The organism is Aeromonas sp. 55A (genome assembly GCF_051919665.1).
Taxonomy (GTDB): domain Bacteria; phylum Pseudomonadota; class Gammaproteobacteria; order Enterobacterales; family Aeromonadaceae; genus Aeromonas; species Aeromonas veronii.
On record NZ_JBQBEH010000008.1, the window covers coordinates 3,922,181 to 3,938,615 of the forward strand.

General features: G+C 62.1%; 8 protein-coding genes. 3 read left to right on the plus strand and 5 right to left on the minus strand.

Annotated elements, in window-relative coordinates; genetic code table 11:
* Nucleotides 1-319: 319 nt before the first annotated feature.
* The 4 genes from pbpC to ACTG2G_RS22040 all read right to left on the minus strand — a co-directional run bounded on the left by pbpC (nt 320) and on the right by ACTG2G_RS22040 (nt 10,329).
* Nucleotides 320-2,704, minus strand: coding sequence for a penicillin-binding protein 1C (gene pbpC, locus ACTG2G_RS22025; protein WP_421385988.1), 2,385 nt, complete (start codon nt 2,702-2,704; stop codon nt 320-322).
* A 13-nt stretch (nt 2,705-2,717) separates the two neighbouring features.
* Entirely contained in the window at nt 2,718-7,601 is a 4,884-nt protein-coding gene (locus ACTG2G_RS22030; RefSeq protein WP_439985851.1) for an alpha-2-macroglobulin family protein, read from the minus strand.
* Between the two features lie 165 nt (nt 7,602-7,766).
* Nucleotides 7,767-8,426, minus strand: coding sequence for a DedA family protein (locus ACTG2G_RS22035; protein WP_005353037.1), 660 nt, complete (start codon nt 8,424-8,426; stop codon nt 7,767-7,769).
* Between the two features lie 214 nt (nt 8,427-8,640).
* Nucleotides 8,641-10,329 carry an FAD-dependent oxidoreductase gene (locus tag ACTG2G_RS22040; RefSeq protein ID WP_439985852.1) on the minus strand — a complete coding sequence of 563 codons (1,689 nt, stop codon included), beginning with the start codon at nt 10,327-10,329 and terminating at the stop codon, nt 8,641-8,643.
* Between the two features lie 135 nt (nt 10,330-10,464).
* Here ACTG2G_RS22040 and ACTG2G_RS22045 point away from each other — a divergent pair, with 135 nt between their 5' ends.
* From ACTG2G_RS22045 to ACTG2G_RS22055, 3 genes are all read left to right on the plus strand, one after another.
* Nucleotides 10,465-13,401: a sensor domain-containing phosphodiesterase gene (locus ACTG2G_RS22045; RefSeq protein WP_139494557.1), complete on the plus strand. Its 2,937-nt coding sequence runs from the start codon at nt 10,465-10,467 to the stop codon at nt 13,399-13,401.
* A gap of 65 nt (nt 13,402-13,466) precedes the next feature.
* The gene (gene pflA / locus ACTG2G_RS22050; RefSeq protein WP_139400558.1) at nt 13,467-14,264 is read left to right on the plus strand and encodes a pyruvate formate lyase 1-activating protein; all 798 of its coding nucleotides are present in this window, start codon (nt 13,467-13,469) and stop codon (nt 14,262-14,264) included.
* An 88-nt stretch (nt 14,265-14,352) separates the two neighbouring features.
* A complete protein-coding gene (locus tag ACTG2G_RS22055) occupies nt 14,353-14,994 on the plus strand; it encodes an energy-coupling factor ABC transporter permease (protein WP_088869719.1) in 642 nt (213 codons plus the stop codon).
* 84 nt (nt 14,995-15,078) lie between these two features.
* Here ACTG2G_RS22055 and ACTG2G_RS22060 read toward each other — a convergent pair whose 3' ends face one another.
* Nucleotides 15,079-16,371 (minus strand): NAD(P)/FAD-dependent oxidoreductase, encoded by a 1,293-nt coding sequence (locus ACTG2G_RS22060; protein ID WP_005333998.1) that lies wholly within the window; start codon nt 16,369-16,371, stop codon nt 15,079-15,081.
* Nucleotides 16,372-16,435 lie beyond the last annotated feature (64 nt).

Genomic DNA, 16,435 nt, shown 5'->3' on the forward strand with positions numbered 1-16,435 from the left:
TCCATCGCCCTGTCACGGCGGATGTTGGAAGGGGTACAGGCAAACTGTTTCTGATAGCAACGCGCAAAACTCTCGGAAGCTGGTTCGAAAGGTGAATAGAACCCGGTACGTTCAGGAGAAACATGGTGATCACCATGATTGGTTGTGGCACAACCCGAACTCATCAGCACCAGCAAGGGACACAGAACACGCAGCAAAAGAGAACTCCCGATTGGATTTGAATGAACTCGTAATTATTCATAAATTAATTCATCCAATCAAATATTGATGCATTTCAAATAGTTAATTACATTCACCTCAATGGCTGTCGGCAAAACGATCAACGGGTGATGGTGCCGGCATCACTGTCAGGATGCACCACGCGAAACTCGATACGATCGCTGTTGCCCGCTTCATCCACCACCACCAGCTGATAACGACCCGCCACACTCAGCACCTGATCCCCGTCCCAGCGCAGTCGCTGGCCGTTGAGAAACCAGGCCGACTTGCCGACACCGCCCAGCACCTTGGGCTGCAACCGATAGCGCTGGCTGCGGATAAGGTTGCCCTCCCCCAGCGCCACGATGCGAATGGGGGCCTGCAGCTCGGCGCTCTGCCCCTCCCCTGCACAACTGCTGGCGAGCAGCGACTGCCGCCGCTCGCTGGGGGACCGCCAAGGCTCCAACGACAACGGCCAGAGTGCCCGAAAACCGGATTGAGCCGCATCGGGGCAACGGGTCAGCGTCGGCTTGCCTTCGGCAGTGAGTGCAACTTGCCGCAGCGGCGAGGGCCAGTCCATGGGATCCGGCAAGGTGGGAGGATCGCGCCCTTCCAGCAACCAGGCGCTCTGGCGCTGCAAACAGGCTTCAGGCAGGGTCGCGTTCGCCTTGCGCCCCAGCGGCCAGCAAATCTCGGCCTCGCTCACCGTGTTGGGCTGTGCCGGCAGAGGGCTGTTGTCAGCCAGTCGCGAGTAGACCGAAAGCAGCAGCGGCACCGCCGCGCTCTGGCCGTAAAAACCGGGCATAGGGGTACCGTCGGGGCGCCCCAGCCAGACGCCGATGGTCCAGCGACCGGAGACCCCCATCGCCCAGCTGTCGCGATAGCCATAGCTGGTACCGGTCTTCCAGGCCAGCCTGTTGACCCGGCCGGTCGCCTCGCTGGCAAAGGGTTGGTCCGCCCGTCCCTGCGCGCTCAATATCTGCCAGATGATCCAGGCCGCTCCCGGGCTCAGCAAGGGGCGTGACACCGCCTGCTGCCCCGCCAGCCAGACCGGCATTGCCACCTGCCCCTGCCGGGTCAGTGCGCTGTAGAGCGCCACCAGCTGTTCGAGCCGAATACCCGCCGCTCCCAGCGCGATGGCAGGATTGGGTTTGTCGGAGAGCGCCAGCCGCACTCCGGTGTTGTCGAGGCGGCTGACTAGTTTGTCTGGCCCGAGCGCCTCCAGCACCTGCACCGCCGGCACGTTGAGGGATTGCTGCAGCGCCTGGGTCAGGGTTACCGGCCCCTGAAAGGCACCGGAGAAATTGGCGGGGCGATAGTCCGAGCCCAGCCTTGGCGCATCGGAGAGCAGGGAGGCCGAGTGCACCAACCCTTCGTCCATGGCCAGACCGTAGATGAAGGGCTTGAGGGTGGAGCCGGGAGAGCGGATCGCCTGCACCATGTCGAGGTAACCGTGGCGCCGCAAATTGCCATACTCGGCGCTGCCCACATAGGCGCGCACCGCCATGGTTTTGTTGTCTACCAGCAGCAGGGCGGCGGAGGTCTGCTCGGGGAAGCGGCGAATGTAGCTCGCCACCCGCCCCTCCAACCAGCGCTGCAGATCGCCATCAATGGTGGTGTGCACCAGCGCCCCGGCCTGATGGTCGGCGGCGAGACGGGCAAAGAGCGGCGCCTCCATCGGCGTGAAGTGACCGCGGGCCAGCACCGGCTCGATACGCCCCTCCAGCCACACCTGTTCGGGCCAGACGCCTTGCGCTACCAGCCGCTGCATCACCTTGTCACGGGCGGTGCGGGCCCGCTCGGGATGGCGGTCCGGCCGGTTGCGGCTGGGAGCCTGCGGCAGCACCGCCAACAGCGCCGCCTCGGCATAGGTCAGCTTGGCCGCGCTCTTGCCGAGATAGGCAAAACTTGCCGCCTGCACCCCCTCCAGGTTGCCGCCAAACGGCGCCCGGTTGAGGTAGACGGTGAGCAGGGTGCGCTTGTCATAGTGCCACTCCAGCTGCAGCGCACGGGCCATCTGGCGCAACTTGCCGGGCACACTCCTGTGGTAAGGCTCGATGAGGCGGGCAACCTGCATGGTAAGAGTCGAGCCGCCCGACACGGCGCGCCCGTAACGCAGCCACTGCCAGACCCCGCGCACCATGGCCACCGGATTGACCCCGGGATGACGCCAGAAGTAGCGATCCTCGTAGCCCAGCAGAGCCTCGATATAGCGGGGGGAGACCTGCTCCAGGGTCACGGGGTAGCGCCACACGCCGCTGCTATCGGCAAAGGCGCGCAGCGGCCGCCCCTTCATATCGAGCACCACCCGTGCGTAGGCTGGGTCGAGTGGCGGCGGCGGGAAGAGTCGATCCAGCGCCAGCAATGACAGGAGCAGTGCTACAACGCCCAGCACCGAGCAACGCAGCCAGCGTGGCAAACGACCAAGCCAGCGCCAGCCAGCGCGGCCACTGCGACCCAGACTCAGCCAGCCATGCTGCCAGAAAGTGAGCGGGCGAACCCGCACAAGGGAGGGTTTGTTACTCAGAAATACGCACCTCGTGGATATCCTCACCCACAGCCCGCAGCTCGGGCCGGTACATATCCTCCACCTGGGTCGGTGGCACCTGATAGCGACCCGGCGTCACCGCCCGCATCAGGTAGACCAGTTGCTGGTTGCTCCCCTCGCTCAGATCCAGCGCTGCCGTGTAGCGGTCATCGCGAAAATCCTGATGCTTGAGATAGTCGTTCCACTCACTCTGCCACGCTGGTTTCCCCTCGATGGAGAGCTCTTCGAGCTTGATGCTGTTGCCAAGGGCGGGGTTCTCCAGCTCGAAGCCAGCGGGCACCATCTCCACCAGCAGGGCATCGGGCACGGCAGATTCGCTGCTGACATTGAGCCGCACCACCACCAGATCGCCCACCTTCACTTTGGCCGGGTCAAAACGCTGACCGTCGCTGTTGAACCAGCTGCGGGTCACGCTCATACCCTTGCTGATCCGTGCCGGAGCCTGTTCGGGGTAACCGATCAGAGTACGCTGCACATAGAGGGATCCCTTACCCTCATTGGTAACCACACTGGCGGCCAGTGCCTCGGGGGCACCCAGTTGCAACGGGGCCGAACCATTCAAGGCTTCGCTGCCAGAGGATGAAGCGACCTTGGCCTGCCAGTCGACGGCCGGATCGAAGCGGGCCAGTCGCAACAGAGCGAGCCGCTCCTGAGTGCTGAGCCACTGACGGTGAGCCAGGGTATCTGCCACCTTGGCACTGAGGGCCGGCCAGCGCTCCGCAGCCAGCTTGTGCTGGCGCAGCAGTGAGAGTTCCAAAGCCTGATCACGCAGCGACGAGCCGTAATCACCCAGATAGTCGTCCCCGCGCTCGGTCGCCAATGCCCGACTGAGGGCCTTGGCGGCATTCTGCTCATCCCCCATGGCCGAGAGCGCAAGCGAGAGGTGCAAAAGCGGCAAACCGGAGCGAGCGTGATCGGCCTGCGGCTCCCAGATAAGGCGCAAGGTAGCGAGCGGCGCCTTGCCCACCCGGGCCAGCACATAGGCGCTGTAGGCCTGATAGGCAAACCGGCTGTGCTCGGGGGCACTGCTCCAGCGCTCACCATACTGACTGTCGGTAAGATAGCTTTGCAGCCGGTTCAGCGCCTGATTGAGCATTGCCTCCGGCACTGCGTCACCCGCCTCCTTGCGCGCCAGCAGGTAGTCGGCGGCATAGGCGGTGAGCCACTGCTCCTCGTCGGAGCGACCATCCCACAGACCAAAGCCACCGCTTGGCAGTTGCAACCGCTGCAGCCGTTGCAGCAGGGCGCGTTGCACATCCGCCTCACTCGCCGCTTTCTTGCCCTCTGCGGGTTTGCTCCAGGCGGCCCGCTCATCGGCCGTGGTCAGCAAGTAAGGCCAGGCACGGGACAAGGTCTGCTCCAGACAGGCATAGGGGTAATCGGCCAGCGCCTGCCACTGGGCTGCCGGATCCCAGGGGGGAGTGCCGGAGAGGCTGAGCAGCCCCTGCAGGTTGGCACGATCCAGCCCGGCCAGCTCAGCTGGCGCAAAGCTCATCTGCTGACCGGAGGCCAGCATCTGGTAGCGCTGGCGAGTCTCGGCCGGCCAGGGGGAGCGCAGCGGCAAAGTCCAGTCGCGGCTGATGGCAAAATCCTTGCCGCTGGCCGCCAACTGCAGGCTTGCAACGCCGCTTGCCCCGGTCACGGTGAGCGGCAGGGTCAGCCACTGCTCTTCGCCATTTTTAAGGGACAGAGTGCCGGGCAGCTCACCGTTTGCCTTGAGTCCGCCATTGAGGGTCCAGACAAGGGAGAGGGTCTGATCCTCACCACTCATGTTGCGCAGCTGCACCAGCGCCCGGGTCTCATCCCCTCTGGCGCCAAAGCGCGGCCAGCCAATTTCGGCCACCAGCGGCGCCACTACCTTGACGGCGCGCTCGGCCTCCCCGACTTGCTGTTCGTTCCAGGCCAGCGCCATCAGCGCCAGTTCGCCGTTGAAATTGGGCAAATCGAGCGGGATCACCGCTTTGCCCTGCTGGTCAAAACTCACCTCGCCGCTCCAGAGCGCAGCTATCTCGACCCGGCTCTCCAGCGCGCCTCCCTTTTTCAGCGGCGCCCGATCGCCCCCATAGTTGAGGCGGGCCAGCTTGCCATCCTGCGGCGGGATCACCTGGCCGTAGTTGTCGAACAAATCTTGAGCGAAGCGCTTGCGACCAAAGAAGATCTCGAACGGGTCGAGCGGCTGGTAGTCGCTGATATTGAGCACGCCCCGATCCACCGCCGCCAGCACCACGCGCCCCTGACTGTTGGGGGTGGAGGTGGCGGTCACTTCCAGCCGGGTAAGCGGCACCGCTTTATCCGGTGCGCTCAGGGTAAGCGGCAGACGGCGCGCTTCCCGATCCAGGGTGAGCGGCACCAACCCGACCGAGCGCAGGCTCTGCCCCTGCTGCTTGCCAGCCGGTTTGGAGGCGCTGTCTGGCGCGGCGATCTGGGCCGAGATATGCAGGTCATGACGCTGCCACTCGGGGCTGACCGGGATCTCGAACTCGCCGCGGGCATCCTTGGCATCGCCACCGGCCCCCTTGAGTTCAATACGCTGCCACCAGCGCAGACCGTCGCCATCTTCCACCAGCAACAACCCCTTGCCGGGGCGCGGGGCCACCAGCGTCACTTTGGCCTTGTCACCCGCCTGATAGGCGCGCTTGTCTAGGGTGATGGCAATCTTGTCAGGCCGTGCCTGCTCGCCACCACCGCCCCAGGCGTAACTGCCTATTTCCACCCGCAGGCTGGATTGATGGCCCTGACTGTTCTCCACTTCCAATCGATACCAGCCCGCCGCCAGTTGCAGCGTGAGCGGGGTCGGCCCCTTGCCATCCAGCTGCAGGGTCTGCTCCTGTTCCAGATAGGGCTGGCTGTTGAACTCGTACTTCCACCCCTCGCCATCGGCGTAGTGCCAGTAGTAGTCGCGGTACTCGTTGATAAGGCGCACCTTCACCGCCCCCGCCACCGGTTGGCCTTGCTCATCGAGGTTGAGGATCTGGAAGGGGAGCGGCTTGCCCCCTTCCACACGATCGGCCACGAAGTCGGCCTTGAGCGCCGGCCACTGACTGCCCGCGGGCCAGCCATACTGGGTGCGGCTGCGATTGACGGCGCGGCCACCAGGCTCGGAAAGGGAGACCCGATAGGCCACCTCCAGCGGCCCGAGGTTGCGCACTCCATCGAGCTCTTCAACTAACGAAAAAATCCCCTGCCCCTGCGCATCGAGGGTGAGACTGCGCGCCTCGAGATCCTTGGCCTGCTCGGCGAGCAGCACGTCACCCAGAGTGAACTCCTGCCACTGGGTAAAGGGCATGGTGGCGCGGCTGATTTTTACCTCCGCCTTCGCCTTGGTGGCGCTCGCAGGCGCACCGTAGAGATAGTCCCCCTGCAGTGGCATAGTCAGGGCGGCGTCCAGATCCGTTACTTCACCATCCGGCCCCTTGCCGAGTTGCAGTTTGAGCCGCTCCGGCAAAAACTCCTCCACCAAAAAGGGCCACTCGAAACGACTACCAGCGGCGGTCTTGAGGTTGATGGTCCAGCGCCCGAGCGGTGCATCATCCGGCAAACGCAGACCGTAGTGGGCCGCGCCCAAATTGTCCGGTAGCAGCCGTTTCTGCTCGAGCAGCTGGCCGTCCGGCTGTTTCACCTCCAGCTCTACCGCCATGCCCGGCAGCAGCTGGCCATCCTGCCCCTTGAGCAGGATCTCGCTGTCGAGCCGCTCGCCGGGGCGATAAAGGTCGCGCCCGCTAAAGAGATACAACTGCTGGGCCTGCCAGGGCTGGGTGCCGAGATCGAAGGTGGAGAGGTCGAGCGCCGCGCCATCGAGGCGCAGCACCGCCAGATGGTTGCCCTGTTCGGCCAGCAGCAAGCGAGCCCCCTGCACCTGATCGAAGCGGCGATGGCCCTGGAGATCCGTGGTTTGCACCTGCAGCCGGTTGCCCTTCTCGTCAAGCAGGGAGAGCTGCACATCCTTGAGCGGATCAGCCGTAGCCAGCGAGCTGACGAACACCTCCAGCTGATCGCGGTAACGGCGGGCACTGAGCCCCATGTCGCTCACCGCAAAATAGGTGGTTTCCTTGCGCCAGTCATAGTTGCCAAGGGGCGACATCACAGCAAAGTAGACGCCAGCCTCCGCCAGCTGCGGCTCCTTCACATTAATGAGGCGGGTCTCGCGCCGGTTGGCATCGAGCTCCAGCGCATAGCGGCCGCTGAATACCCGCTTGGCCCGCTGGGTGATCTGCTCAAGCTCCCAGTTCCCCATGCCGGCACCGGGGCGATATTCCGCCAGAAAACGGGGCAGATATTCCGCATCGACCCGAAAGAAATCGATATTGACCTCGTCCACGTTGACCGCGCTGATGGGCAGGCGCAGCTCGTCGCGCAGCGGCAATACCATGCCGCTGGCGGTAAACGAAGCCCCCGCCTCCAGCGGCCGGGTTTTGAGGGTCCAGCTCTGAGGGGATGGGCCCAGCCCCGCCTTGAGGCTCACTTCATAGCTCTTGTCGGGCTGCACGTTCGGGAAATAGAGGGTGCGACCATCGTCGGCGAGGATCCACTCCCCCTGCACCTGCTTGCCCCCCTCACTGACCCCGAGCCAGCTCTGCCAATTGGCCTTGGGCAACAGGGGGCCGGAGAAGACCAGCGCCAGCGCCGGGGCATCGCGATATTGGCGGGCATTGGCCTGCACTACAGAAGTTGGCGCCCCGGCCTCCTGCTGCGCAGTGGATTCTGTGGTCGGTACTTGGCTGGTGGGTTTGTCAGGGCCGCAGCCAGACAGCAAACCGACTACCCCGCAAAGCAGCAGGGTTGACCAGCGGCGGCGCAGAGCGCCGGTTTCAGCGATAGAGCGGTGAGAAGCAGAGGGAGAGTCGAAGAGGCGCATAGGTTCCATCCCGAGTTGGAGCGCTGCAAACGCAGCGTGGCTGGAAACAGGATAAGGCATCCTGCTCACCCGACACAAAGCTCATTACCCGAATGGACACAATTCCGCCCCCCAGCAGCACGAGAACCCCCTTGCCCACCGATCCAGTGCGGCAAGGGTTGTCATCTAGTCGTGGCTGGTCTCGTTTTTTGCTCCGCCTTTGAACCAGCGAAACAGGATGGCCATGACGGCCGCCAGAAACAGCACCAGCGAGGTAATCAGCAGGGCCCGGGTCAACAGTTCGCTGTGGTGGAGGAAGAAGGGTGTATTCATCGCCAGTTTGCCCACCAAACTGAGGCAGAGCGCCCACATAAAGGCACTGGCAAAGCTGGCTACGCACATCCGCAGCACGCTCAGGCGGCCAATCCCCATCAGCATGGGGGTCAGCACCCGTACAAACGGGATAAAACGGGAGGAGAACATCGCCAGAAAACCGTACTTTTTCAGCAGCCGGGTCGCCTTGGGCAGGCTGTCGGGAGGCAACATCCGTTCGATATGATCCATAAAGCGGGTGCGCTGCAGTGCCCGTCCCTGCCAGTAGGCGAGCACGGAACCTATGCCAGCAGCCAACGGCAGATAGACAAGAGTCACTTCGGGGCCAAACACCCCCATGCCCACCAACCCACCGGCCAGCAGTACCAGGCTGTCCCCCGGCAGGGGCAGGAAGACGAATGCGGACTCCAGCAGCAGTACCAGCATCAGGCAACTGATCAGCAGGGGTACCGCCTGCATCTGAACCAGGGCGTCAAAATCCTGATGCCAAATGGCCATCAGCATATCCAGCATGTCACTCTCCCTACTACACGGTTCATCATGAACGAGGCAGGGGTTATAGCACCCATCCCCTGAACAAAACGTTAATTTTGTCCGGCACAGGAAATAAAGTGTGTCGAAATATTGCTGCAATTAGGGAATGCAAGGAGGGCGAAAAGCAGAAACAAAAAGCCCCTCATCTTGCACGCACAAGGGAGAGGGGCAAACAGGCACAGAAATAAAACGGTTACTCGGCGGTGGCCATCTGCCAGGTTTTGAAGCCGCCGGAGAGATTCTTCACTTTAAAGCCGTGTTGGCTCAGCAGGCGACAGGCGACATGGCCGCGCAGCCCGACCTGACAGCTGATCAGCAGCTCTTTCTCTTTGGGCAACTCATGGAGGCGACCACGCAACTCGTCGAGGGGGATATGCAGCGCCCCCGGAATCCGCCCCAGCTTGTCGAGCTCCGGGCCATTGCGCACATCCACCACCAGCTGATGGGGGTTACGAGCCTGCACCTCGGCCACGTGGCAGAGCTGGGTGTCCCCCTTCAGGTGGTTGCTTGCCACAAAGCCCGCCATGTTGATCACATCCTTGGCCGATCCAAAGGGCGGCGCATAGGTGAGCTCCAGATCCTGCAGGTCAAACACGGTGAGACCGGCGCGCTGGGCCACCGCCAGCACGTCGATGCGCTTGTCGATGCCATCCTTGCCGATGGCCTGGGCACCGTAAATCTTGCCATCTGGGGCAAACAGCAGCTTGAGGCTGACCGGATGGGCACCCGGGTAGTAACCGGCGTGGCTGCCCGGATGGACATAGACCTTCTCGAACGGCAATCCCAGTTGCACCAGTCGCTTCTCGTTGAGGCCGGTGCTGGCCACCGCCAGATCGAACAGCTTGCAGATGGCGGTCCCTTGCGTCTTCTTGTAGGTTTCGCTTCGGCCCAGCATATTGTCGGCGGCGATGCGCCCCTGCCGGTTGGCCGGGCCCGCCAGCGGGATCAGCACAGATTCGCCGGTGACGAAGTCAATCTCTTCCACCGCATCCCCCACCGCATAGATGAAGGGATCCGAGGTACGCATCCCGGCATCCACCTTGATGCCGCCCCGTGGGCCCAGCTCCAGCCCCGCCTTGGCGGCGAGCAGGGTTTCCGGCTTGACGCCGATGGCGAGGATCAAGAGACCGGTATCAAGATGGGAACCGTCATTGAGGGTCAGGCGCAGGCCACCGCTTTTGGCGGTCGGCACGGCGGAGGTCTTCTCGGCAGGCAGATCCAGACTCTCGATGGCGGTGAGGCCGGTGCGCAGGCGCAGGTCAATCCCCTCTTCCCGGATGCGGGCATGGAGCATGTTGGCCATCTCCTTGTCCACCGGTGCCATCACCTGATCGGCCAGCTCCAGCAGGGTGACATCCAGCTTGCGCTGATGCAGCGCCTCCATCATCTCCAACCCGATAAAGCCGCCGCCCACCACGGTAACGTGGCGCGGCTGATCGTGGTGCAGGGCCGCCATAATGCGATCCATGTCCGGGATGTTGCGCAGGGTATAGACATGGGGGCTGTCGATACCGGGGAAGGGAGGACGGATCGGCGCCGCCCCCGGGCTCAGCAGCAGCACATCGTAATGCTCGCGCTGCTCTTCACCGGTTTGCAGGTTGCGCACCAGCAAGGTCTTGCCCGCCTTGTCGATCTCAATCACATCGTGGAAGACCCGCACATCGACGTTGAAACGGCGCTTGAAACTCTGGGGAGTCTGCAGCAGCAAGGCATCCCGGTCGGGGATATCGCCCCCGATGTGATAGGGCAGACCGCAGTTGGCGAAGCTGACAAACTCGCCCCGCTCGAACATCACGATCTCTGCCTCTTCACTCAAACGACGAGCACGAGCCGCCGCCGATGCGCCCCCCGCGACACCACCGATAATCAGGATCCGTTTCATCTGCAAGACTCCTCATACATGATAATGGGCAATAAATTAGACTTTTCTAATTTAGAATTCAATGAAATTTTGTTTCGCACCATTTTGCAGTATTCTTGCAACCCCGACGGTTGCTTAACAGGATGTTGTTTGTTCATGTCGTCTACCGCACTCAGTCATCTTCCTCCTGCCCTCCAGACGCCGCTCTTTTTCCGTCTGGATCTGCGCAGTCAACGGCTGGTCGCCCTGACCGACGTGATGCAAACCCCGCTCTACTGGCTCGACGAACCGCGCGCCCCCTGGCCTGCCCAGCTGCCCGATGCCCTGCGCCTGCCCATCGAACAACTGTTGGCCAACGGCCATGGCGGCAAGATCACCGTGCGCTTTGCCAGCCAGTTGTGGCATATCGCCCTCGCCCACGAGCAGGATGGCTTCTGGCTCATCTGTCTGCAGAACCTTCGCCAAGAGCCCATCGCCGATCTGGCATTGCAACTGCCGCGCCTCAGCCAGATGGCGAGCCAGCAACAGTATGCGCCCCTGCTCGAGGCCCTTAAAGAGAGTTTGGGGGCCGATCGGCTCATCCTCTGGCACTATCAGGCCAACGGCGATCTCGGCAGCGAGCAACTCACCCCGGTGTTCACCCTGGGGGTCGAGGCGCTCTACCCCATTCGTGGTGACAGCCGCTATATCCGCGCCCTGCGTACCCGCAAAGCGTTGAGTTTCTCGGAGGCCGCCCACCAGCCGATGCTGAGCAATCACCTCTATCTGACCAGTGCCGGTGTGCGCTCACGCCTCGATGGTGCCCTGCTGGAGCAGGACAAGCTGTTCGGGGTGCTGAGTCTGGAGTATCTCGATCCCACCCCGCTTAGCGAGGAGATGTTGCAGCTGGTGCGCAGCAGCGCCCAGCTGCTCGGCCACTGGCAACCGCAACCGGAAGAGCACCGCGCCGAACTGGCCCTCCCGCCCGAACTGCACCAGCAGACCGGCATCGACTACTGCAAGACGCTGGTAAGCTGGGCCATGAGCGCCAGCGGTGCCCGGGTGGGCTGGATCGGCGAGTTCCAGCCCCGCGGTCAGGATCTCTGGATCATCCCCCGCTGCGTCATCAACGAGGAGATCTGCTCCACCCTCAAGCCTATCCAGCTCGACCCCGGCCCCGCTCAGGAGCTGTTCCAGCACGGTCAGGCCATCTATGTGGAAGATCTGCCCGTGCGCTATCCCAAAGCGACCCGGCTGCTTGCTCTCAATGCCAGCGCCTACATCGGCATTCCGCTCCATGGCCAGAGCGGCGCCCCCATTGGCCAGATCACCCTGCTGCTCGATACCCCCCTTGAGGAGCCCGAACAACTGCTGGATCTGTTGAGCAGCCAGCACGAGCGGGCCGCCATCGAGCTCAAGCGCCTCGCCACCGACGATGCCCTGCGGCTGGCCGAGGTAGCCTTTAATACCCACGATGGGCTGATTGTGATGGATCACAACGGTATCATCCTCAAGGTCAACCACTCCTTCAGCCGGATCACCGGATTTGGCGAGGTAGAGGTGATCGGTCACTCCATTCGCAAGCTGCGTCCCACCTACTACGGGGATCATCTCAAGGAAGATGTCAGCCGCACCGTCAACGAGCAGGAGTTCTGGCTTGGGGAAGAGCGCTGCCTGCACAAGGATGGTCACCTCTTTCCGGTGCGCTTGATGGTGAACGGCGTCAAGGATGAGCAGGGGGAGCTCAGCCACTTTATCTGCAGCTTCTACGACATCACCCAGGAAAAAGAGGCGGCCAGACATATCGAGCAGCTCGCCTACTACGACGATCTCTGCGGTCTGCACAACCGGCGCAGCCTCAACCATATTTTGCAGCAGACCCTGAGCGCCACCAACGGCCAGTGGGGTGCCCTGCTGCTGGTGGATCTCGACAACTTCAAGTCGATAAACGACTCCCTTGGTCACGCCTGCGGCGATCTGCTGCTGCAGGCCGTGGTGCAGCGTTTCAGGGAGCTGCCCCAGGACAATCTGGTGCAGGCGCGCATCTCGGGGGATGAGTTTGCCCTGCTCTTTACCCAGCTGGGACAAGGGGAAGTCACCGCCAAAATTCTGGCAGAGCACTTCGCCCGCGAGCTGATGGGGCTGTTTCGCACCCCGTTCGACATCGGCGATCACAAACTGCACTGCAGCGCCTCGGTGGGGATCAGCCTCTTCTCCGGCAACGAGACGGATCATCTGGTCCTGATGCAACAGGCTGACACCGCAACCCACATGGCCAAGCGCGCCGGTCAGGGCCACTACGTCTTCTTTACCGAGGCGATGGCCCAGCATGAGAAGAACCGGCTGACCCTCACCAATGAGCTGCGCGATGCCCTGCGTCACCACGAGCTGCAACTCCACTATCAACCGCAATACCGGGTCGACAATGGCTCGCTGTCGGGTATCGAGGCGCTGCTGCGCTGGCAGCGCAGCGACGGCACCATGGTGCCACCCGGGGAGTTTATCCCCATCGCCGAAGAGACCAGCCTGATCCTCGAGATCGGCTACTGGGTGATGAAGACAGCCTGCGCCCAATACAGCTTCTGGCTCAACCGTGGCCTGCAAATCCCCCATCTGTCGGTCAACGTCAGCGCTCGCCAGTTCCACACCCAGGGCTTCGTGCAACAGGTGGAGTACATCTTGCGCGATACCGGTGTGCCCCCCTCCCGCCTGCTGCTGGAGGTGACCGAATCTGTAGTATTGGAGAATAGGCAGGAGAGTATTGCCAGAATGCGCCAGCTCAAGGAGCTCGGCATCCTCATCTCCATCGATGACTTCGGCACCGGCTACTCGTCGCTGGCTTACCTGCGGGATCTGCCCGCCGACGAGGTGAAACTGGACAGAAGCTTCATTCAGACCCTGGTGCATAGCGAACAGGACAGGGCTATCGTCAAGGCTATCCTCGATCTGGCCCAGGTATTCCGCTTTACCGTCACTGCCGAAGGGGTGGAAGAGGAGGCGCAGCTGGCCATCCTCAAAGCGCTGGGATGCCAGCATTATCAAGGGTTTCTCACCAGTCGGCCGCTCACAGTCAAGGGGCTTGAGCAGCTGCTTGGCAGCCGGGCGCCGGACTAAAGGTGTAGGATCAATAGGGGTTTATGTAATAAAATAACGGCCTGCTCGAATCGTTGGAGTTGTTTATGTCTGTCATTAATCGGATCCCTGCCGTTGAAATCAGCCAGCCAGCCGGAGCTCACGGCACCGTTGGCCGGATCCATTCCGTCGAAACCTGCGGCACTGTCGATGGCCCGGGAATACGCTTTATCGTATTCATGCAAGGCTGCCTGATGCGCTGCAAGTACTGCCACAACCGCGATACCTGGGATACCGAAGGTGGCCGCGAAGTGACCGTACCGGAGTTGATGAGTGACATCACCAGCTATCGCCACTTCATGAATGCCTCCGGCGGTGGCGTGACAGCGTCCGGCGGTGAAGCCATGCTGCAACCGGCTTTCATTACCGAACTCTTTACCGCCTGCAAAGAGAAAGGGATCCACACCTGTCTCGACACCAACGGCTTCGTCCGTCATCTCGACGAACAGGTGGACAAGCTGCTCGACCAGACCGATCTGGTACTGCTCGACATCAAACAGATCAATGACGATAAACACATTCCGCTGACCCACGTCAGCAACAGATACACCCTGGAGTTTGCCCGCTATCTGGCAGCCAAAGGCAAGACCATGTGGATCCGCTACGTGGTGGTGCCGACCTGGAGCGACGACGACGAGAGCGCCGAAGGGCTGGGTCAGTTTATCGCCGAGCTGGGCGAGAGCGTGGAGAAGGTGGAGCTGCTCCCCTACCATGAGCTCGGCAAACACAAGTGGGATGTGCTGGGCGACCCGTACGAGCTGAGCGGGATCAAGCCCCCCAGCAAGGAGACCATGGAACGGGTCAAGGGCATCCTCGGCAAGTACCACAACAACGTCAAATATTGATGGTAAAAGCAGGCTGACTCGTCAGCCTGCTCTGCTATGGGGCGGTCGGGAAGACCGCCCGGACTCAACTGCATAAATGGACGACAAGATGAGTGAAGGACAACTCGCCGCCCTTCTGATCTGGCTGGTACTGCTGGCCTTCAGCCTGCGCCGCTCCCTGTGGCAGACCCTCCATGACAACCCCCTCTATCAGCACCTGCTGCTGGGGAGTGCCATCGCGCTGGTGCCACTCTGGTATATAAGAGCCGGTCTGCATGAAGGGCTGGAGGTCCATTTTCTCGGGCTCACCACCCTCACCCTGCTGCTTGGCTGGCGGCTGGCACTGCTCGCCCCCTGCCTGACCCTGCTGGTGCTCGGTTACTTCGGCGTCACCAATCTGGCCGATTTTGGCTGGCAAGCGCTGGTTGGCATCGCCCTGCCGGTGGCCACCAGCTGGCTGCTGTTTCTGGCCAGCTGGGCCTGGCTGCCGCGCCACCTCTTTGTCTATATCTTCGTTGCCGCCTTTCTCGGTGGCGCCATCACCATCTCGGTCAAGGTGGCCGCCAGTGCGTTGCTGATGGGGCTAAGTGACAGCTACCCCTGGCACACCATCACGGCAGATTACCTCTCCATCTGGCCACTGCTGCTCTTCCCCGAAGCTCTGCTCAACGGCATGGCGATGACGGTGCTGGCCATCTACCGCCCTCACTGGGTCAATACCTTCTTCGACCGCACCTATCTAGGCAAGTAACGCTCTCTTTCCTGATCTGCGCCCATAAAAAAGGAGAGGCCATCGCCTCTCCTTTTGGTATTCAACATGTTGACAAATCCCGGCTTAGTGCAGCTTCAGGGTCGGGCGCAGTACCCGGTTGATGCGACCCACCAGCATGATGAGGCCGGTCTTGACGTAACCGTGCAGGGCGATCTGGTGCATCCGGTAGAGGGAGATGTAGACCAGACGGGCAATGTAGCCCTCCACCATCATGGAGCCGCGCATCAGGTTACCCATCAGGCTGCCCACGGTGGAGAAGCGGCTGAGGGAGACCAGCGAACCGTGGTCATGGTAGAGGTAGGGCTTCATCTCGCCGCCGTTCATCTTGGCCAGAATGTTCTTGAATGCCTGGCTGGCCATCTGGTGGGCAGACTGGGCGCGCGGCGGCACGAACTTGCCATCCGGCTGCGGGCAGGCTGCGCAGTCACCGATAACGAAGATGTTCTCGTCACGGGTAGTCTGCAGGGTCTCTTTCACCACCAGCTGGTTGATGCGGTTGGTCTCAAGACCGGCGATATCCTTCATGAAGTCAGGTGCCTTGATACCGGCCGCCCACACCATCAGGTCAGCTTCAATCAGCTCGCCATCCTTGGTGTGCAGACCGTCGCTGGTCGCTTCGGTGATCATGGTGGCGGTACGCACGTCCACACCCAGCTTGACCAGCTCCTGATGGGCGGCGCCGCTGATGCGCTCCGGCAGAGCCGGCAGAATGCGCGGGCCCGCTTCCACCAGGGTCACCTTCAGGCTGTCGGTGGTGAGGTTCTTGAAGCCGTAGGCATAGAGCTGCTCGACCGCGTTGTAGAGCTCGGCAGAGAGCTCAACGCCGGTGGCGCCGCCGCCGACGATCGCAATCTTCACTTTGTCGCCCGGCTTATATTCGGTGGCGAACTGCAGGAAGCGGTTCATCATGCTGTTGTGGAAACGGTGCGCCTGGGAGGGGCTATCGAGGAAAATACAGTTATCCTTGATGCCCTTGGTGTTGAAGTCGTTGGAGACAGAACCGATGGCCATCACCAGATAGTCGTAGGGCAGCTCGCGCTCGTTGACCACGATGTCGCCATTGTCGTCGTGGATCGGGGCCAGCACGATGCGTTTATCGTCACGCTTGATGTCGGTCAGGGTGCCGAGCTGGAAGTCGAAACCGTGGTTCTTGGCGTGAGACTGGTAGCTCAGGGCATCGATGCCCGCGTCCATGGAGCCGGTGGCCACTTCGTGCAGCAGGGGTTTCCACAGGTGGGTGCGGTTGCGATCGACCAGAGTGATCTTGGCCTTGTTCTTCTTGCCAAGCTTGCGACCCAGACTGGTGGCCAGCTCCAGGCCACCGGCGCCGCCGCCTACAACGACAATATTCATCATGATGATTTTCCTCGGTTCCTCAAAACGAAAGGGAGCCATTGGCTCCCTAAAACGAAATCGGTCG

Excerpts from the sequence above, each read along its gene's own strand:
- ACTG2G_RS22030 (WP_439985851.1), bottom strand. The coding sequence starts at position 7,601 with ATGCGCCTCTTCGACTCTCCCTCTGCTTCTCACCGCTCTATCGCTGAA.
- ACTG2G_RS22035 (WP_005353037.1), bottom strand. The coding sequence starts at position 8,426 with ATGCTGGATATGCTGATGGCCATTTGGCATCAGGATTTTGACGCCCTG.
- ACTG2G_RS22040 (WP_439985852.1), bottom strand. The coding sequence starts at position 10,329 with ATGAAACGGATCCTGATTATCGGTGGTGTCGCGGGGGGCGCATCGGCG.
- ACTG2G_RS22045 (WP_139494557.1), top strand. The coding sequence starts at position 10,465 with ATGTCGTCTACCGCACTCAGTCATCTTCCTCCTGCCCTCCAGACGCCG.
- pflA (WP_139400558.1), top strand. The coding sequence starts at position 13,467 with ATGTCTGTCATTAATCGGATCCCTGCCGTTGAAATCAGCCAGCCAGCC.
- ACTG2G_RS22055 (WP_088869719.1), top strand. The coding sequence starts at position 14,353 with ATGAGTGAAGGACAACTCGCCGCCCTTCTGATCTGGCTGGTACTGCTG.
- ACTG2G_RS22060 (WP_005333998.1), bottom strand. The coding sequence starts at position 16,371 with ATGATGAATATTGTCGTTGTAGGCGGCGGCGCCGGTGGCCTGGAGCTG.